Here is a 17,819-nt window from a genome sequence, read left to right as displayed (position 1 = left end):
GGTTTCAGGCAGCCCTGCCCGTCGTGCGGGTCACCGGACCGTCGTCGATGCCCGCGGCGGCGATGGCATCGGCCAGCGCGGGATCGTGGAAGACGCTCTGGAAGACCGCCGCGCCCTCCTGGAGCGCCCGGTGGTGGGCGATCGCGTTGGCGGTGGACGCCCTCACGAAGGCTTTCATCGGCATGTTCTGCTCCTGAGCGATCGCCCGCAGGTCCGCGAGCTCCGCGTCGGAGAATTCCACGTTGAGTGCTGCCATGACGGCAGGGTACCGCTGAGGTACCACGAGCTCAATCATCCCAGGTCAGGGTCCGTGTGTCCGGTACCTTCAGGGGTACCCGGCCGGGACCTGCTGGGGCGGGATCTGCTCGGGCTGGACTTGTTCGGGTGGACGCGGTGGACGGGGTGGAGGCGTGTCAGGAACGGGCCGGCAGTGCGGCGCCGGGCGTCTCGTCGCCGACGAGGAAGAGCCTGAGGCGGCACTCGTCCTCCGCCTCGACGCCCACCTGCCGTCCCCAGTGGGCGGAGAGCCGGTGCGCGATGTCGACCAGCCGTCGGCGGTCCTCCCGGGTGTGCGCGGGGAACCGGGCCCATCCCTCGTCGGCGATCCTGTTGCCGAGCTCGGTGAACAGCAGGGCCCGGAAGCGTGCCTCTTCCTCGGCGGAGAGCGGTTCGGGCGCGTTCTCCGCGGGCCGCGTCCGTACGTTGTACAGATCTCGTGTCACCGCTTCGCCCACCTCTGCTCCAGGTCCCTTCGCGCGAGCCTACCGGTGCTCGGCGACCGGCTTCGGGGGACCGGCCACGCCGACGCGGGCCTCGTCGCCCCCCGGGGCCGGCCGGTACCCGGTTCGACGGGGCGTCGGCGTCGTTCACCGAACGGCCCGGGCGCTCCGGGGCAGGAGTCGTGCCGGTGCCGGGCCGCAGGTCACTCTTCGCCGGTGGGGCGCGGATGCTCCATGCGGGAGAGCCAGGTGGCCAGCAGCGTCTCCAGTGACGCGGCCTCGGCCGGCGGAAGCAGATCCAGCAGGTGGCGTTCGTTGCGCATGTGGTCGGTGAACGCCCGGTCGATCAGTTCGCGTCCGGGCCCCGTGAGCGCGACGATCCGGCCGCGTTGGTCGTCGTCGGAACGGCGGCGGGTGACGAGCCCGGCCCGTTCCAGACGGTCGATCCTCTTCGTCATCGCGCCGGTGGTGACCATGGTGTGGGCGGCGAGTTCGCCGGGCGCCCGTTCGTAGGGTTCACCGGCGCGGCGCAGTGCGCACAGGACGTCGAACTCGCCCTCGCTCAGGCCGTAACGGTCGTACACGAGGCACAGTTCCTCGCTGAGCCGGTCGGCCAGGCGGTGCAATCGGCCGATCACTCCCTGCGGGGTCGTGTCGACGTCGGGGCGCTCGCGGCGCCACTCCGCCTGGATGCGGGCCACGCGGTCCAGAGATTCATCGTGCTCCATGACTCCATAATAACTTCCCGGGAAGCTATAGTAGCTTCCATGGAAGCTAATTTGCGCTGGGTGGCCCTGACCGCAGTCGCGCCGGTGGCCTGGGGCACCAACTACTTTGTGACCCACGAGTTCCTGCCGGCCGACCGGCCGCTCTACGGGGCCGCCCTGCGGGCACTGCCCGCAGGTCTTGTCCTGCTCGCCCTGTGCAGACAGCTGCCGCGCGGCGCGTGGTGGTGGCGGTCCGCGGTGCTCGGGCTGCTCAACATGAGCGTGTTCTTCGTCCTCGTCTACGCCGCTTCCCAGCTGCTTCCGACGAGCGTGGCCTCGACCGTGATGGCGGTGGCGCCGCTGACGATGATGCTCATCGCCTGGCCCCTGGTGTCCGAGCGGCCCCGTCCCGCCCATCTGGCCGGCGCCGCGATCGGACTCGGCGGGGTCTGCCTCATGCTGCTCTCCGGAGTGGGGACGGTGAGCGTCCCGGGAATCCTCGCCTCGGCCGCCGCGATGCTGGTGTCGTCCTTCGGGTACATCCTGGCCAAACGGTGGAACGCCGGTGCCGACGTGCTCGCCTCGACCGCCTGGCAGCTCACCGCCGGAGGCCTGTTCCTGCTTCCGGTCGCCGCGGCCGTGGAAGGCCGTCCGCCCGCGCTCTCCGGGCAGACGCTCCTCGCGTTCGGTTTCGTCACCCTGATCGCCACCGCGCTGGCCTTCGTCGCCTGGTTCACCGGGCTGCGGCATCTGCCCACCGGGACCGTCGGACTGATCGGACTGCTCAATCCCGTGACCGGCGTACTGCTCGGCACCGTGGTCGCGAAAGAGGTGCTGACCCTTCAGCAACTGGGCGGCCTGGTCCTGGTCCTGGCCGGAGTCGTCCTCGGCCGGCCCAGGCGCGCGGGCCGACGCGACACCGGTCGGACGGTCCACCGCAGATATCCGGCGAGTGTCCGTAACGAGTGATCTTCGCGGGGGCCGGCGTGTGCGAACGCTGGGGCCGGGCTGCTATGGATGCTTCTGTACGGAGAACTCGTTGCCGTCGGGGTCGAGCAGCAGGACGCGGTCGCTTCGGTCCTCGCCGGTGGACGTACGCGTCGCGCCGAGCGAGACCAGGCGGTCCACCTCGGTCTCCCGGTCGGCGCCGGCGGGGAGTGCCAGCTCCAGATACAGCCTGTTCGTTCCCGTCTTCGGTGCCACCGGGGGACCGCCCCAGGTGATCTTCGTGCCGCCGTTCGGCGACTGGATCGCGGTCTCCTGGTCCTGGTCCCAGACCAGCGGCCACCCCAGTGCCTTGCTCCAGAAGTAGCCGACCTCCTGCGTACCGTCGCAGGCGAGCGCTCCGATGACTCCGGTGTCGGCGAGGAACTTGTTGCCCGCCTCGATGACGCAGAACTCGTTGCCGTCCGGATCGGCGAGCACCACATGTCCCTCTTCCGGGAGCTGGCCCACGTCGATGTGCTCGCCGCCGAGTTCCAGGGCCCGGGCGACCGTCTCCCGTTGATCCTCCGGGGAGGCGCTCGTCAGGTCGAAGTGTGCCCGGTTCCGGCCCGTCCTCGGCTCCTGGCTCGGCAGGAAACGGATGCGGAACCCGGCCGTGTCCCGGGGCAGGATCACGACGTCGTCGTTCGGACCGTCGGCCCGTTCCCAGCCCAGGACACCGGACCAGAACCTCGCCAGGTCGGACGGCCGGGTGGCATTGAAGCAGATCGCGAACAGTCGACTGGTCATACCCTGTGCAACTCCGATCCAGTGACGGTCGATTCGACGTCGTGTCCTCCGCGCGCGTGCAGCCTAGGGAGGAATGTGCGGGAACCGCATCCGAGTTTTCGCCGCGGGGGAGCCCTGATCGTCTCGCCAGGACGTACGCCCCCACCCCGGAGCCACACCCGGTGCAACCCGGCCCCGCGCGCGGCCGATCCCAGCATGTCCTGGTCGAAGCGAGCCGGCCGGAGCGGTGTGACACCATCCCCACCGTGGCCGATCGCAGGGAAGACGTGGACTGGTCCAGGTTGTTCCATGCCGAGGGGCCGGCCTCCGACACCCCGCGCCGTCTGGCAGCGCTCCTCGGCGACGACGCGGATGCCTTCGTCGACGGGTACACACACCTGTGGTCGACGACGCTTCGCCGGGAGGGCAAGGCCTGGCCCGCGACGGCGCCCACCGCGCTGCTGGTCGCCGAGCTCCTGGACGATCCGCTGCTGGGGCCCGACGATCCCTCACTGCCGGACGCGATGCTCGCCTATCTGTACGTGGTCGGCGTCGCCGCCGACCTCGGCGAAGGGGTCGCGGAGGTCCGTGCCCGGGTCGAGACCCACGCAGGGGAGCTGAGAGCCTGGACCGATGCCCATCTGTCGGCCGATGCCGACGGCCGGGCCCGCATGTGGCAGGACGGTACGGGGCTGGTCGAACTCGTGTTCGATCAGGCGGCGCTCGCCTGCTTCGACCTGGTGCCCGCTCTCCTGCGGCGCGTGCTGCCGCACCTCGCGTCGGAACGTGCCCGGCGCAGCACGTGTGCCGCCGCGGCCGTCGGGTCACTGGCCCGGCATCCCTCGGCGGCGGCGCAACGTCCGGTGCTGCTGGACCGGTTGACGTCGATGGCACGGGCCGCCGAGTCGTCGTACGACCTGGCGACGATCCTGATCGCCATCGGCCACCTCGACGGCGACACCCGTCCCTGGCTCACCGACCCGCACGCGGGCGTACGGGGCTGCGCGGCCCTCGCTCCCGGCCTCACCGGCGACGACACGGCGGAGCGGGTGCGGCTGGGACTGGCGGGCTCGCCGCGCGCGTTCGGCGACTCCTTCGGTGACATGGCTCCGCCGCTTCAGTTCCAGTCCAGGCCGTACCAGGACCTGCTGACGCCCGCGGGGTTCCTGCGGGTCGATGAAGCCGGGAGGCTCACGCCTGGCGGTGCCGCGTCGTAGGTCCGCCGTGGAGGGGCGCCGTGTCGGAGCCGAGGCTCGGGCACGGCATGGCACGGCATGACACAGCTGTTCTCACGTGGGGCTTGATCACTGCTCGGCTGATGCGGTGAGACGGCGCAGTGACGCTCGGGCGGGTGGGCCCCAACTGGGCTTGCCTCCGGGGCGGCCGTGTACGCCGGCGTCCCCGATGTGGAGGCAGCTCAGAGCTCGCAGCACCGCCCAGCCGCGGGCGCGGCGAAGGGTCGCGGGGTCCGGGCTCGGCCGGTAGGCCTCGTGGAAGCGGTCGACGGCGCCGTCCGGCAGCAGGATCCACGCGGCGGCGAGGTCGAAGGCCGGATCGCCGGCGAAGAGGTCGCCGAAGTCGATCACGCCGGAGAAGGTGCCGTTCGTGGTCAGGATGTTGGCCGGATGCAGGTCGCCGTGGAGCCAGAGCCGCGGGCCGGTCCAGTCGGGCGCGGCGGCGGCGTCCTCCCAGACCGCGCGGACGGCGGCCGGGTCGTGAATCAGCCCCAGGTCGGTGGCCGAGGCGAGGGCCCTGGTGAGGTGTTCGGCGGTGTCGGCGAGCCGGCCCCCGCGGTCTCGGCCCGTCGGTGCCCCGCCGGGGGCGGGTCGGTGAAGGGCGGTCAGGAAGGCGGCCAGGGTGTCGGCTGCTTCCGCGGGCCGTGTCGCGGGGGAGCGGTCGGCGGGCTCGCCCGGCACCCAGGTGGTGACGAGCCAGGGTCGAGGGAAGCGCTCACTGGGCTCAACGAGGCGTTGCGGGACGGGAATCCGCAGCGGAAGGCGCGGGGCGAGGTGCGGCACCCAGGTGTGCTCTTTGTGGAGCAGAGCGTCCGCGGACTGTGTGGCCCAGGGCAAGCGGACGGCTAGGTCGTCGCCGAGCCGCCACACTTGATTGTCCCAGCCGAGCGCTCCGAGCTTCAGGGGGAGATCCGCCAGGTCGGGGCACTGCTCGCGCAGCAGGCCCCGGATCAAGTCCTCCGTGATGTCCGACTCGGTGATGGTCATGTGGAACAACGGTAGTTGGGCCGTAGGCCGCGAGGGTTCCGATCTGATCTCGTCGGACCGTGTCGGGGCCGACGCCGTCGGCGGGACGGCACCTCGAACGTGACAGGCGGGGGCTCACTTCACGGCCGATGTACCCGGCGGCTCACCGGGGCCAGTACTGGGCGAGGGCCCCTTCTCTGTACGGGGCGGGGCTGACGCTGAGTTCGCCGGCGAACGGGCGGTCCAGGACGAAGACCAGGAGCAGGCTGAAGCCGACGAGCCCGGCGACCGAGGCGACGAAGAGGATCTGGACCCTCAGTTTGCGCATGCCGTAGAGGAACGTGAGAGGGATGAGGACGAGTGCGCCGCCGAAGGCCAACACCTGCAGCAGCGGGGGGAGTTCCTGGCGTGCCATGGTGATGCGGGCGCGGCGCTGGGTGGCCACGTCGTCGAGATGGGCGACGGCCTCCTCGTAGAAGACCTGCTCGCTCTGGCTCTTCGGGTTGTACTCCTGGAGTGCCTGGAACGCGTCTCGGAGGTGGGCTTCCGTGGCCCCGTAGCTGGGGTCTCCCGCACGCATCCGGGGCCACTGGTCCTCGACGACCGCGTGGACGTAGCCGCTCATCGAGGCGTCGAGACGTGCGCGTACCGGCTCCGGGAACGCGGCGGCGTCCCGGGTGATGAGCGCCGCGTCGGTGGCCTCGGAAGCGACGATGGTCTGGGTGTCCTCCAGTTGGGTCCAGAGGGTGACGATGACAAAGGCGAGGATGATCCCGTAGATCGCGCCGAACATACCGAGGGTCACCCCGACCATCTCGTTGTGTTCACCGCGGGCCACCGAGGGATACCGGCGACGCAGCAGGACACTGCCGCCGACAGCGAGGAGGACGGTTCCTCCGACGATGACGACGGCCAGGGTCGACGTGCTGAAGTGATTGAGCAGCCAGAGTGAGAGATGTGCGGAGTCGAGGGGGGACACGACTGCCCAAACGCACGGTGTTCATGAGCCGCTACGGGTGGGGCCGGCAGTTCACACCACCGAGTGAGAGATCCCGGTGGCCCGGCGGAGCGCGGCGGGGCGAGGGGCCGGCCGCCGGCCTTACGTAGATGTTTTTGATACCTGGCCGTGAGGTGCGTACGGCTGGATGATCTGGGTTGTGGGGGCTGACGGGACGGCTCGGCGGTATCGCCGGGAGTGCGGTGACCCGCTGCCGCAGACGATGGCGGCGGAGGCGGTGTTCTGCATCGGGTCGATGCAGGTCACGCTGTTGGCGAAGGCTCCAGCGAACCCGGCAACGGGTCATCGCGATACAGCGGGGCGAGCAAGCGGAGTGTCCGGTTTGTGCGACCGCTGGCCAGCTCACCGAGCCGGTCAGCTTCGCCTACGAATTGGCCCGAAGACACGGGCGGGCGTGACCACCAAATGGCCTTCACGGAGTGGGGAGTAAGAGCAGGTGGGGGGACCGGTCCGAGCAGGGGGGAGAATTTCAGCATCCTGATCAACGGCAGACAAAAGAACTTCAGGCCGAGGTCGGCTTGTCCAAGGAGTACACCGTGACCGGATTCCCGAAGAGCGCGTCCTCACGAAGAGGGGTAAAGCCAAGCCGCTCGGCCACGTGCACCGAGGCGGTGTTCCCGGGACGGATCATGGAGATTAGGCCTCGTCCAAGGTCGCAACCCCCCAGTCCAGACATGCACGGGCTGCTTCGGTTGCATAGCCGCGGCCCCACGTCTCGGCCTTCAGCGTCCAGCCGAGTTCGACCTCGTTGAACTGCTCCCAGTAGTTCAGTCCGACCCGACCGATGAATTCACCGGTGGATTTCAGCTCGACGGCACACAGCCCGTGACCACGTTCCGCCCACTGCTGTTCGACGGAGGCCAACCGTTCCAACGCCTGCTGGTTCGAGTAGGCGCCGACGAACCGGTTCACTCGCTCATCCTCATGGAGCGCGACGAACACCTCGACGTCTTCCACTCGGAGAGGTCGCAGCATGAGCCGTTCAGTCTCGATCACCTGGCCAGCCTATCTGCACGGCCATTGGCACACTCCGGCATCCGGATCATCGGAAACTCTTCGAACGCACCGTCACGAAGAAGAGAAACACCTACTCACTGCAAGCGACGTCACACCGACCTCGACTGAACCCTTCACCCAGATGATCCGTCAGATCGCCAAGTGCAACTGGAGTACTGGAGTACTGGAGTACTGGGGCACCAGCACCCGAACGGGCGACCCGGTCCCGCCTGTCGCCGCACCTCAGGTTTCGCTCAACCGTGCGAACGGAGGTGGGAGTCGGCGCTAAGGTCTCTCATCGGCAGCTGTAGAGGCCGTTGTCGACCAAGGAAAACCGAGGGGAACGCGTGCGCCGAATTTCGCGAATCATGTCGGCAGGCTGTGTCGCAGCGGCACTGCCGTCATCTTCTCGGGCACACCTGCGTCCGCCGCTGTGCCCGAGAAGATGAAACCCATGAGTTGCCCGATGACCAAGGGCTACGATTTTTCCGGCAGTCACAATTACTACCGGGACCTGGAACCCCGTTCCGGCGGCGACAGCGGTACGACAATCAGCATCACCTTCCACAAGGGAAAGACGACGACGTCCACCGTGGGCGGAGCGGTCTCGGGCGAAGCGAAGGTGGTCTTCGTCAAGGCGTCGGCGTCGTTCGACTACCACTTCGCATGGCAGTGGACGAACAGCTCGACCTGCACGTGGTCGTGGAAGGTGCCGAACAACATGAAGCACGGTTACCTGCACGCGGGTGTGAAGGTCAAGTACACGAAGTGGAACTACAACCAGACGCAGCCCAACTGCACCACCAAGGTGCTGCGCAGTGGATCAGCGCGGCTGGTCTACAAGGGTCGCGAAACCTGGGACGGAAAGAGCTGATGCGCAGAAGACATCTGGCCGTACTGCCAGTCATCGTCATCCTGGCCACCGGGTGTGAGGGAGGGGGAAATCGGGCTCCTGTGGGCAGCCCGTCGAAATCAGTTCTGGTGTCTGATCCGGACCGTCCTGACAGCGGAAAGGAGACGCCGGGCCATCTCGGACCCGGGACGGTCAAACTTCCTGTTTCTGCTGACCGGATCGCCGAACTAGGCGTCCGCTACGACTGTCTCGGACCTGGCGGTCTCACTGTCACTAGCGGAACCGGCCTCAGCGCCGAGGCCGGTGGCTGCGACGACAGCGCCACGTTCGGCGCCCGCATCAAGGCGAAGGATTTGCACGGCAGAAAATTCGCGGACACGGTCACCGTCACGGTCGGCAAGCGTACGAGGTGGCGTATGTCCGTGGACATCACCACCAAGGACGGTGTGAAGCAGACCGTCCACGGCTGATCGCGTGACGAGGCCCCCGCTGATGCTGATCTCTGACTACGGGCTGACGCGGGGGCGACAAGTTCCAGGCCCGTTCCGGCCAGGAAACCGATGAGGAGTTCGGGGTGGCGCTGGGCGTAGCGCAGGGTGCTCTTCGTGGCCCAGTACTCCAGTCGTACTTCGTGATCTGACGGATCAACGGGGTGGTGGGTTCAGCCGAGGTCGGTGAGGCGTCGCTTGCAGAAGCCGCATCTCAACCGATCTTGAAACCTGCAAGTCGAACGGAGTTCCTGGTCGGGTGATCTTCCGGCCGTACGCGCATGAAGGCAGGGCCTCCTGGTAACTCGGGGGTGCGACCCCATTCCGAGCGTTCCGGGAGGCCCTGTTGCAGGGCGGTTGCAAGTTCCGGCGCCGGCCACGATCGGCCGTGTGCTGGGGGCTGTTGACGGTGACGCCCTGGACCGGGCGGTCGGCGCCTACCTGGCCGACCGGCACCGCGCCGCCACCGAACCCGCCCAGGCTTCGTCGCCCTCCGGGTTCGGGCCGTCGCGTGTGATCGCTGTCGACGGCAAGGCACTCAAGGGATCAGCCCGTCTCACCGCGACGCGCCGACATCTGCTCTCCGCGGTCACCCACGGCACCGTCGTGACCCTTGCCCAGGTAGAAGTCGGCGCGAAGACGAACGAAAACCACACACTCCTGTCCACTGCTGGCACCGCTGGACCTGACCGGCACCGTCGTCACCTTCGACGCCCTGCACTCGGTCAAGTCGAAACATCTCTTGGCTGGTCGAGACCAAGAAGGCCCACTACATCGCCGTGATCAAGACCAACCAGCCCACCGTCCACGCCCAACTCGCCGCCCTGCCCTGGCAGTCCATCGCAGTCCAGCACACCGCCTCCGGGGCTGGACACGGACGCCGCGAGTCCCGCTCGATCAAGACCTGCTCGATCGCCGACAAACTCGGCGGAATCGCCTTTCCCCACGCCCGCCTGGCCATCCGCATCCACCGCCGCCGCAAGCAGACCGGCCGGCGTGAGACCCGTGAGAGTGTCTACGCCGTCACAAATCTCGACGCCCACCAAGCCGGTCCCGCCGATCTGGCCGCCGCGATTCGCGGGCACTGGGGCGTGGAGAACTCCTCGCACCACATCAGGGATGTCACCTTCGCCGAGGACGCCTCCACCGTTCACGCCGGGACCGCACCACGGACCATGGCGACCCTCCGCAACCTCGCCATCGGCGCGCTGAAAACCCTCGGAGCCGACAACATCGCCAAGACCACCCGGGCGATCCGCGACGAGCCCCAACGAGCACTCCCCATCCTGGGCATCACCAACAATCCGGACGCCCACGGAACTTGATCAAGCCCTGACCAACTCAAGGATCAAAGACACCTACTTAAGCAGAGGGCATTTGGTCGTACATCCGGAACGTGTAGGTCGCGTCGTAGGTCATCAGATTTCCGCTCGGCGCGGGCAGTCCCAGTCGCCGGTTGAGCGGCCCTGTCAGGGGCCCGCAGTGCTCGGCCGCGGGGGCGGTGAAGGTGTCGTCGTAGGCCGAGAACTCGATGACCGGTGGATCCTGTGACACCCACTTCGAGGGACCCGACCGCTTCACCTGGAAATCGACCGGCACGCTCGCTCCGATGGTGCATCCGTGCGGCAGCAGCGGACTCGACAGCCGGAAGCGCAGGCTGAGCCGCCCGGTGTAGAAATCGGAGCGGCCACCGTACTCCGGCTTGATCGCCAGTCGAAGCTGCCGTGTGCGCTCACCTGCCGCGGTGCCGGTGAGCCCGCCGGGAACGGTGGTGGGCGTGCTGTGCATCGCACCCCACACCTGTCCCCAGGTGCCGTCCGGCATCTGCCCCTCGGCATGCGTCATGATGATCGGATCGAGAGTCACATCGACCTTCCCCATCGTCAACAGGGGTGCCGCTGTGTGGACTTCGCAGCGCCAGCGGGCCGGGTCGGCCCCGGCCGGAAGGGCGGGGCAGTCGCTGAAGTCGCTTGAGTACCGCGGGGTGGAACTCGGTTCCGCGTGCGCGAGGCTCGGCGTGTACGCCCCCACGAGCCCTGTCAGGGCGGCGGCGCCGGCGAGCGCGAGCGCGGTGCGGCGGGCGAGTGACGGGCGGCGGTCATCGGGAGTCGTGTTCAACATGACCACAGCGTGCGGGTCATGACCGGGCAACGGCTATCCGTGACGTCCCCGCCTCAACCCTGAGCCGACCCTGACGACCTGTCAGGGTGGTGTGGTGTCCTGTCTGCGGGGTTCGAGGGCGCTTGCAGGGGGCACGGCACCCTCACCGGCACGCCTGGCACGCCTGGCACGCCTGGCACGATGACACGGTGTCGTCTTCCACCGAACCTCCCGCCGCCGCACAACCGGACCTCGACGTGCTGCTGCCCGGCCTGGCCGGCAACCCCTCCGCACCGCCGGAGGTCCTGATCCGCCTGACTGCCGCGAGCATCGACCGGTCCGGTCTGGCCCGGCGCCGGGACCTGCCCCCGGAAGCCGCGGCGGTGCTCGCCACCGACCCTGACGCGGCGGTGCGATCGGATCTCGCCGCCCATCCGCATCTCCCACCGGCGGTTCAGCTCGCTCTCGCCGGTGACGCCGACCCGGGGGTGCGGGGCCGACTGGCCGAAGGAGCGGAGTACTTCACCACCGTCGGTGTACACGGGCGCCTCCTCCCGGACCCGCTGGCGCGCGAGGTCTACGAGCTGCTGACGTGCGACCCGGAATCGAAAGTCCGTCGCGCGCTGGCCTTCAACTGCCGGCTGCCGGAGGATCTGCGGGTCAGGATGCTCGATGACCCGGACGCGCGGACGGCCGCGATCGCAGCCTCCCAATGGCCCTCGGTGCCGGCCGGCCGGATCCAGGAACTCCTGTCACGGGTGACCGGCCACTTCGGCCGGCAGATGCTTCTGCTTCGCCTGGACGGCCCGCTTCCCGTCGAGGCGGCATACGCCCTGGTCGCCGAGACCGACTCCGCGGTGGACGGGACTTCGCGCAGCGAAGGCCTGCTGCGGCAGGTCGCCGAAGTCGCCGACCTGGACACCGGTCTGACCGACCGGTTCCTGGCGACTCCGGACCTGCGCGCGGCGGTCGCGGCCAACCCGACCCTGCCGCCCGAGCACCTCGCAGACCTGGCCCGCGATCCGGACAACCGGGTCCGCGCGGCTGTGGCCGCCCGGCGCGGCCTCGACCCGGTGCTGCGCGAGTCGATCCCGGTGGACTACGACGACCGGAGCAGCAGCGTCGTCGGCTGGTTGCTGACCGAGGACCTGTCCGCGGCGGATCGGATGGAGTTCGCCCGAAGCCGTCACCAGATATTCCGCAAGACCCTGGCGATGCGCCCCGATCTGCCGGACGACGTCGTAGGGATCCTCGCCGACGACGAGAGCTTCCCGGTACGACTCTTCGTGTGCGAGCGACAGCCGAACGCCCCCGGCCGGCTGCTGGCGCGGATCGCCGAGAAGTGGACCAGCTACAGCCGGTGGGACATGCTCGACCACAAGAACTTCCCCGCCGATGCCGCCACTCGTCTGGCCCGCTCCGATGATGCCCAGGACCGCGCGGTCTCCGCGGCACATCCCGGATTGCCGGCCGATACGATCGAGGCTCTGCTCACCGACGAGAACGACGCCGTACGGCGTCGGGCCGCGACCAACCCCGCTGTTCCGGCCCACCGGCTGGCCGAACTGCTCGGGACCGCAGACCGTTCGGTCGCGGCTGGAGCCGCCGCGAACCCGTCGCTTCCCCTGACCGCGATGCATCGGATCCTCGACCGGGCAGGACTGTGACGACGCGGCGCCGTCGGTCGGACCTCGGGCGGGCGTGCAGCGTTGTCAGACCCGTCTGACAGGATCCGGCGCATGGATCTTGCCGACGTGTTCGCGGACCTCGACCGGGTTGCCTGGCCCAAGGTGCACCATGCCTACGGCCCCGCCGATGACGTCCCCGGTCTGCTGCGCGCGCTGACCGGCGAGGACCAGGAGATCGTGGCGGAGGCCGAACAGGAGCTGTGGAGCAGCCTCGTGCACCAGGGTTCGGTGTACGAGGCCACGGTCGTGGCTGTTCCCTTTCTGGCGCGTCTCGCGGCTGCGGGCGTCCGTCGTGCGGAGTTGCTCGGCATGCTGGGTGCCGTCGCGGAGAGCACGGACGAACGTGGTCCGGGCACGCCCGGCGCGGCGCGCGCGGCTGTCGTGGAGCAGCTGCCGCTGATGGTGCCTCTGCTGTCCGATGCCGTTCCCGAAGTGCGCCAGTGGGGGGCCTGGGCTGTGGCCCGATGCGGGCAGGTGGCAGGTCCGGCCGCCTCCGCGGCCTTGCGTCGGCGCTGGGAGACGGAAGCCGATCCGGTGGTGCGGGCCGACGTGGTGAGCGCGTGCGTCCGGATCGACCCGGCCGCGGCGGAACACCTGTGCGCGGCCGCCCTGGACGCGTCGGAGCCTTCGCCGGTGCGCGTGGCGGGGCTCCTGGCCGCCGTGGACACGGGCCGTCCCTGGGACGGCGAACTGGCGGCGATCGTGGCGGCGTTGGCGCCGCTTCAACCGCACACCGCGGGCAGCATCTCGGCACGGGCGCCGTTGTGGGCTCTGGCCGCCGGCCTGTACGAGCGCGGCAGCGTGGACGAGGCGATCGAGGTCGTCGTCGCGGCGCTGGAACGTGCGGTGGAGGCCACGCGCCTCGACGTGGATCCCCGGCCGGCCATCGCCGAGGCGACCTGGGCGGCCGAGTCGCTCGCCCTGCGCTCCAGAAGCGCGCCGGGTCGGCTGGTGCCGGCGATGCTGCCCCTGTTGGACACCGCGGTCACCGCCGGAGATGTTCTCGAGGCGGTGAGCCAGTGGGGCGAGCCCGCTCCGCAGGCGGTTCCGGCGCTGGTCGCCCTCGCCGAAGGGACGAGCGAGGTGGCCGACTTCGCCCTGGCGGTACTGGTGTCGCTGGGCGCGCCCGAGGCGTCGGACCTCCTCGCCCGTGATCTGGCACAGCGGCCACTCGCCCTGGAAGCCGCCTGGGCGCGCACGACCACGCGCCGTCCGCCGGCTCCGCTGCCGTGCACCACGCCGTTGCTCGACGCGGTCCGCGTGCGCCTGGCCGCGGTGACGGCCGAGGGTACGAGAGGGGGCAGGCGCGGGTCGCTGCTGACGGACGGGCTCGCGGCCGTGAACCAACCGGTCTACCTGACGGGACTGCTGGCCGGCTGGGGGCGCTCCGCTCGCGCCGCGATACCCGAATTGCTGGACGCGCTGCCGCATCGCCCCTCCGTGGCCGGCCGGGCGCTCGCCGCCGTCGCCGACGCGCGGCTCGACCCCCACGTGATCACCGCCCTGCGGTGCTCCGCCGAGGCAGGGCCCCGGCAGGGCCGTGTGGCGTCCGCGACCGCGCTCCACACGTTGACGGGCGACGCCAGTGCCTTGGTCGCGGTCCTTGGACCGGCGCTCGGCGAGCGGAGCGAACCGCGCGACCAGTGGGTCCGGGCGGCCGTCTCGCTCGGCGGACAGGCCCGCTCGCTGCTGCCCCGGCTCTCGGCCATGGTGGCCGAGCCGGCGGAGACCCGGACGAGCGTCGCCGCGGTCCGGGCGGGACTGGCGGCGGCCGGAGCGGTGTGGGAGCTGACCGGGGATCGGGAGAGCGTGCTGCCCATGGTCCTGGAGGGCCTGACCTGGTCCTCCGGTCCCTGGGCCCACCAGGCGGCGAACAGCGCGGCCGAGATCGCCGCCCTCCTCGGCCCCGACGCGAGGTCCACCGTTCCCCATCTGCTGGCGATGCTGGACCGCCCGGACACGGCAGCGGCGGCCGCGCGAGCACTGGTGGCCGTACACCCGGGTACCGACCGACCCGCCGGTGTCCCGCTCACCGACCTCGTCGATCGGGTCCTCACGGCAGTCGTGCCCGGCGGGCATCTACGCTCCGCGCTGGCCGCGCTCCACGCCCTCGCCGCCATCGGCCCCGCGGCGTTCACTCCGGCCCAACTCGACCGTGTCCGGCTGCTCGCCGATGGGGATCGTCGCGGCGTGGGGTCGGGCAGCCATACCGAGATCATTCACGACGACATGGAACTCCGCGCTGTCGCTCGACGTGTGCTCGCGGACCTGGCGCCTTGAACAGAGAACGGGTAAGAAGCGCTCGGCTCCAGGATCGAGCCGTCTGCTGCCGGGTCGCGTAGCGGTTCACGATGTGCTGATGGCACCGCCGGTGCCGGTCGGGCGGGATAATCCGGGCGTGACCCTCACCGCGCGGCAGCTCACCCTGGCGACCCTGGACCGTCAGCTCCTCCTGGAGCGCCGGCGCCTCGACGTGGCGGAGGCTGTCCGCCAGGTCTGCGCCGTTCAGGCACAGGCACCCGCGTCGCCGTACGTGGCCCTGTGGAACCGCGTGGAGGGCTTCGTGCCCGAGGATCTCGACGCGGCGTTCACGGAGCGCCGGATCGTGAAGGCGACCCTCATGCGGATCACCCTGCACGCCGTCCACGCCGACGACTACGCGCCGTACCACGCCGCCATGGCCCGGAGTCTGCGGGCATCGCGCCTGTACGACCGCCGCTTCACCTCGACCGAACTGACCGACGACGACGCCGACGCGCTGCTCCCGCGGCTCGCCGAGTTCCTGGCGCACCCTCACACCGGAGCCGACGTGGAGGGGGAGGTCACCGCGCACTTCGGCGAACACGCGCACCGTTTGTGGTGGGCCTTGAGGACGTACGCGCCGATCCATCACGCGCCGACCGGCGGTCCGTGGTCCTTCAGACTGCCGAACACCTACCTCGCCTCGCCCGTCGCCCCGGGGGCCGCGGCACAGGACGCGGCGGCGGGAGCACGGCGGCTCCTGCTCGCCTACCTCCGGGCGTTCGGACCGGCGTCGGCCCAGGACTTCGCGCGGTTCACCCTGTTGGGTCGCCCCGTGATCACCCAGGCGCTGAGCGAGCTCGGTGACCAGGTGGTGCGGGTTCCCGGACCGGCCCGCGCCGCCCTGTACGACCTGCCGGGTGCCACCGTGCCGGCGGAGGACACCCCCGCGCCGCCGAGGCTGCTGCCGATGTGGGACAGCACGCTGCTCGCCCACGCCCTGCCCGGGCGGGTCATGCCCCAGGACCACCGGCCGCTCGTAGTCCGGCGCAACGGCGACATCCTGCCCACCCTGCTCGTCGACGGCCAGGTCGCCGGGGTGTGGCGCACAACGAACGCGGGCCTGGAGCTGACCGCGTTCCGCAAGCTCGACAAGGCGGCTTGGCGCGGACTGACAGAGGAGGCGGAGAAGCTGGCGGCGCTGCTCGCAGACCGGGACCCGGCCCCGTACCGCCGCTACAACCACTGGTGGGACAAGGGAATCCCGGCAGCCGAGACCAGGACGGTCAAGGGTTGCTGAACCGGTCCCCCGAGGGAGAGCGGGCGTGGCTCAACCGGGGCCCGAGGTAGGGGCGTTGCTCAACCGGGGCCGGGATGGCGGGTGGTGCCTGTTGACCGAACTAAGTACGTCGTCGTCCCAGGTCGGTGACCAGATGAGGGTTTTGCGTCGGCCCGTCCGTGAACTCATCTCAAGTGCTCCGTAGGGATCTGACGAACCTGGTCGTGCCGCAGATCGGTCGGCTGGAAGCGACGGGCAAGGAAGAGGAGCCGTACGGCTGCTCGACCCTGCTGACGTCGTCGTCGAGCCGGCGGCCGAGTGGTTCGCCGAGCTGCGTGCATGCTCCAAGCCGTCGGCCACGATCCGGTCGTACGGCATGGGTCTGCTGCGGTGGCACCGGTTCCTGTGGACGTTGGAGATCCCCTGGAACAAGGCGTCCCGGGCCGACGCTCGGGACTTCACCCGGTGACTCCAACTCGCCGACAAGCCAGTGCGGTTGCACTGGCGCTACCAGGAGTAATACGGAGGAGCAGGTTAGCGGCCTTGCGCAGCCGCTTGTTGTAGTCGGGTTCCTGCGGCAGGTACGGGAAGGAGATCGTCCTGCTTCGCGATGTCGCCGCCGGGCCAGCCAGGTCGGACGCCTTCCCGCACCACGAACCACCGTGATCGGGAGGTGCAGTTGAAGCACGATCTCCGCGGGTCAGACAGCAGGCTCGGGGAGGTGACCGAGGTGCTCGATGACGCGCTCGCGCAGAAGGAGATACTTCTCCCAGCGCCGAGGAAGAGGCCCAGGTGGACGTTTGACGACTCGGGCTGCGGTCACGGTCTGGCCATCCCGGAACTGCTCGTGCGTCAGGTCGAGGTCCACACCGCTGGGCAACCGATTCCACCAGTGAAATCCGTGCTGTTCCCCGCCGCAGTGGACCTCCCCGACCATGAGGTCGCCACCGAAGATGTCGTTCACTATCAAAGCGGTGATGTCACAGTGGCCCCACGCCGGGTTGTCGGGCTGCCAGCCGGCGCGGGCGAGGTCGTCCGGGGAACAGGTGTCAGCGGCCCAACTGGCGCGCAGAGCCTTGTCGATGACCAGCAGGTTCCAAGGGATCATGCCGACAGCATCGCAGTCGCCACTGACATCGGCGGATCGCCGGGGAGACGCCTCTTCAGCTGCCGGCCCGGACTCGGACTGCAGGTATCGGCGCAGAGCTTTCCGTCCTCCCGGAACGAGGAGCCGTTGATCGACGACCTCGCACAATTCGGTCTCTGTCAGCCAGCCCTGCCAGGCGATCTCGCCCGGGTCCGGGATCAGGGGTTCAGTCACGACAGCCTCATGCACCCCAAACCACACGGGGCTGATCCCCTCCCGGCAAAGGAACTTGAACATGAAGCGCACGGGCGCACGAACGCCCAACTCTTCGGACAGTTCCCGGGCCGCGGCTTCCTCATACGACTCGCCCACGTCCACGGCGCCACCGACCATCACGTCGTAGTAGCCAGGGAACCGGGAATGCGTCTCGGACCGTCGCAGCACCAAGATCCGCCCTGCCCGATCACGGCAGATCGTCGTCGCAATGCGATGCGGCCAGTGCTGACGCACCGCCTCGCCTCGTTCGACGACTCCCAACACGCGGTCCTGCTCATCTACATGCTCCACCAATTCGCTCACGGAGGCACGATCTCAGTCCCCACTGACAGCGCGGCCCCAGGAGCACGAAAGAGAGTGACCTGCATCACAGGAGTTCCTGCGGAATGCAACACAGCCGACCATCTGCGTCGCGAAAGCCGCCTCTGCGATCGGACCTGCTCGATCGCCACA

At 69.5% G+C, this 17,819-nt stretch carries 17 protein-coding genes; 8 read left to right on the top strand and 9 right to left on the bottom strand.

Annotated elements, in window-relative coordinates; translation table 11 throughout:
* Window positions 1-4: 4 nt before the first annotated feature.
* The 3 genes from OG780_RS02920 to OG780_RS02910 form a co-directional block, all read right to left on the bottom strand.
* Window positions 5-256, bottom strand: coding sequence for a hypothetical protein (locus OG780_RS02920; protein WP_328444324.1), 252 nt, complete (start codon window positions 254-256; stop codon window positions 5-7).
* Window positions 257-413: 157 nt separating this feature from the next.
* Window positions 414-722, bottom strand: a complete 309-nt coding sequence (locus tag OG780_RS02915; RefSeq protein WP_328444321.1) for a hypothetical protein — start codon at window positions 720-722, stop codon at window positions 414-416.
* 200 nt (window positions 723-922) lie between these two features.
* Window positions 923-1,447 carry a MarR family winged helix-turn-helix transcriptional regulator gene (locus OG780_RS02910; RefSeq protein ID WP_328444319.1) on the bottom strand — a complete coding sequence of 175 codons (525 nt, stop codon included), beginning with the start codon at window positions 1,445-1,447 and terminating at the stop codon, window positions 923-925.
* 39 nt (window positions 1,448-1,486) lie between these two features.
* On the opposite strand from OG780_RS02910, the gene OG780_RS02905 reads away from it, so the two are divergent.
* Window positions 1,487-2,395 (top strand): EamA family transporter, encoded by a 909-nt coding sequence (locus OG780_RS02905; RefSeq protein WP_328444317.1) that lies wholly within the window; start codon window positions 1,487-1,489, stop codon window positions 2,393-2,395.
* Between the two features lie 42 nt (window positions 2,396-2,437).
* On the opposite strand, the gene OG780_RS02900 is transcribed toward OG780_RS02905, so the two are convergent.
* Complete coding sequence (locus OG780_RS02900) at window positions 2,438-3,160, bottom strand: VOC family protein (RefSeq protein ID WP_328444315.1); 723 nt, start codon at window positions 3,158-3,160, stop codon at window positions 2,438-2,440.
* Window positions 3,161-3,405: 245 nt separating this feature from the next.
* Between OG780_RS02900 and OG780_RS02895 the strand changes: the two genes are divergently transcribed.
* Window positions 3,406-4,356, top strand: a complete 951-nt coding sequence (locus tag OG780_RS02895; protein WP_328444313.1) for a hypothetical protein — start codon at window positions 3,406-3,408, stop codon at window positions 4,354-4,356.
* Window positions 4,357-4,443: 87 nt separating this feature from the next.
* Here the strand turns inward: OG780_RS02895 and OG780_RS02890 are convergent, their stop codons facing one another.
* The 3 genes from OG780_RS02890 to OG780_RS02880 all read right to left on the bottom strand — a co-directional run bounded on the left by OG780_RS02890 (window position 4,444) and on the right by OG780_RS02880 (window position 7,354).
* Window positions 4,444-5,361, bottom strand: coding sequence for an aminoglycoside phosphotransferase family protein (locus tag OG780_RS02890; RefSeq protein ID WP_328444311.1), 918 nt, complete (start codon window positions 5,359-5,361; stop codon window positions 4,444-4,446).
* Between the two features lie 142 nt (window positions 5,362-5,503).
* Window positions 5,504-6,319 carry a bestrophin-like domain gene (locus OG780_RS02885; RefSeq protein ID WP_328444309.1) on the bottom strand — a complete coding sequence of 272 codons (816 nt, stop codon included), beginning with the start codon at window positions 6,317-6,319 and terminating at the stop codon, window positions 5,504-5,506.
* A gap of 675 nt (window positions 6,320-6,994) precedes the next feature.
* Complete coding sequence (locus tag OG780_RS02880; protein ID WP_328444307.1) at window positions 6,995-7,354, bottom strand: GNAT family N-acetyltransferase; 360 nt, start codon at window positions 7,352-7,354, stop codon at window positions 6,995-6,997.
* A 466-nt stretch (window positions 7,355-7,820) separates the two neighbouring features.
* Between OG780_RS02880 and OG780_RS02875 the strand changes: the two genes are divergently transcribed.
* The 3 genes from OG780_RS02875 to OG780_RS02865 all read left to right on the top strand — a co-directional run bounded on the left by OG780_RS02875 (window position 7,821) and on the right by OG780_RS02865 (window position 10,020).
* Entirely contained in the window at window positions 7,821-8,228 is a 408-nt protein-coding gene (locus OG780_RS02875; protein ID WP_328444305.1) for a hypothetical protein, read from the top strand.
* Between the two features lie 80 nt (window positions 8,229-8,308).
* Window positions 8,309-8,677, top strand: a complete 369-nt coding sequence (locus OG780_RS02870; RefSeq protein WP_328444303.1) for a hypothetical protein — start codon at window positions 8,309-8,311, stop codon at window positions 8,675-8,677.
* Window positions 8,678-9,474: 797 nt separating this feature from the next.
* Entirely contained in the window at window positions 9,475-10,020 is a 546-nt protein-coding gene (locus OG780_RS02865; protein WP_328444300.1) for an ISAs1 family transposase, read from the top strand.
* A 37-nt stretch (window positions 10,021-10,057) separates the two neighbouring features.
* Here OG780_RS02865 and OG780_RS02860 read toward each other — a convergent pair whose 3' ends face one another.
* The gene (locus OG780_RS02860; RefSeq protein ID WP_328444298.1) at window positions 10,058-10,816 is read right to left on the bottom strand and encodes a hypothetical protein; all 759 of its coding nucleotides are present in this window, start codon (window positions 10,814-10,816) and stop codon (window positions 10,058-10,060) included.
* Between the two features lie 188 nt (window positions 10,817-11,004).
* Here OG780_RS02860 and OG780_RS02855 point away from each other — a divergent pair, with 188 nt between their 5' ends.
* The 3 genes from OG780_RS02855 (at window position 11,005) to OG780_RS02845 (ending at window position 16,024) form a co-directional block, all read left to right on the top strand.
* Window positions 11,005-12,462 (top strand): hypothetical protein, encoded by a 1,458-nt coding sequence (locus tag OG780_RS02855; RefSeq protein ID WP_328444296.1) that lies wholly within the window; start codon window positions 11,005-11,007, stop codon window positions 12,460-12,462.
* A 72-nt stretch (window positions 12,463-12,534) separates the two neighbouring features.
* Window positions 12,535-14,763 carry a hypothetical protein gene (locus tag OG780_RS02850; RefSeq protein WP_328444294.1) on the top strand — a complete coding sequence of 743 codons (2,229 nt, stop codon included), beginning with the start codon at window positions 12,535-12,537 and terminating at the stop codon, window positions 14,761-14,763.
* A gap of 118 nt (window positions 14,764-14,881) precedes the next feature.
* Window positions 14,882-16,024, top strand: a complete 1,143-nt coding sequence (locus OG780_RS02845; RefSeq protein WP_328444292.1) for a winged helix DNA-binding domain-containing protein — start codon at window positions 14,882-14,884, stop codon at window positions 16,022-16,024.
* A 679-nt stretch (window positions 16,025-16,703) separates the two neighbouring features.
* On the opposite strand, the gene OG780_RS44535 is transcribed toward OG780_RS02845, so the two are convergent.
* A complete protein-coding gene (locus tag OG780_RS44535) occupies window positions 16,704-17,669 on the bottom strand; it encodes an NUDIX hydrolase (protein WP_443062092.1) in 966 nt (321 codons plus the stop codon).
* Window positions 17,670-17,819: the final 150 nt, after the last annotated feature.

The organism is Streptomyces sp. NBC_00386, assembly GCF_036063235.1.
In the GTDB taxonomy this organism is placed as follows: domain Bacteria; phylum Actinomycetota; class Actinomycetes; order Streptomycetales; family Streptomycetaceae; genus Streptomyces.
The sequence above is the reverse complement of the archived record's forward strand: the minus strand, read 5'-3'. Positions and strand labels throughout refer to the sequence as shown.

Excerpts from the sequence above, each read along its gene's own strand:
- OG780_RS02920 (WP_328444324.1), bottom strand. The coding sequence starts at position 256 with ATGGCAGCACTCAACGTGGAATTCTCCGACGCGGAGCTCGCGGACCTG.
- OG780_RS02910 (WP_328444319.1), bottom strand. The coding sequence starts at position 1,447 with ATGGAGCACGATGAATCTCTGGACCGCGTGGCCCGCATCCAGGCGGAG.
- OG780_RS02905 (WP_328444317.1), top strand. The coding sequence starts at position 1,487 with ATGGAAGCTAATTTGCGCTGGGTGGCCCTGACCGCAGTCGCGCCGGTG.
- OG780_RS02900 (WP_328444315.1), bottom strand. The coding sequence starts at position 3,160 with ATGACCAGTCGACTGTTCGCGATCTGCTTCAATGCCACCCGGCCGTCC.
- OG780_RS02890 (WP_328444311.1), bottom strand. The coding sequence starts at position 5,361 with ATGACCATCACCGAGTCGGACATCACGGAGGACTTGATCCGGGGCCTG.
- OG780_RS02875 (WP_328444305.1), top strand. The coding sequence starts at position 7,821 with ATGACCAAGGGCTACGATTTTTCCGGCAGTCACAATTACTACCGGGAC.
- OG780_RS02860 (WP_328444298.1), bottom strand. The coding sequence starts at position 10,816 with ATGTTGAACACGACTCCCGATGACCGCCGCCCGTCACTCGCCCGCCGC.
- OG780_RS02850 (WP_328444294.1), top strand. The coding sequence starts at position 12,535 with ATGGATCTTGCCGACGTGTTCGCGGACCTCGACCGGGTTGCCTGGCCC.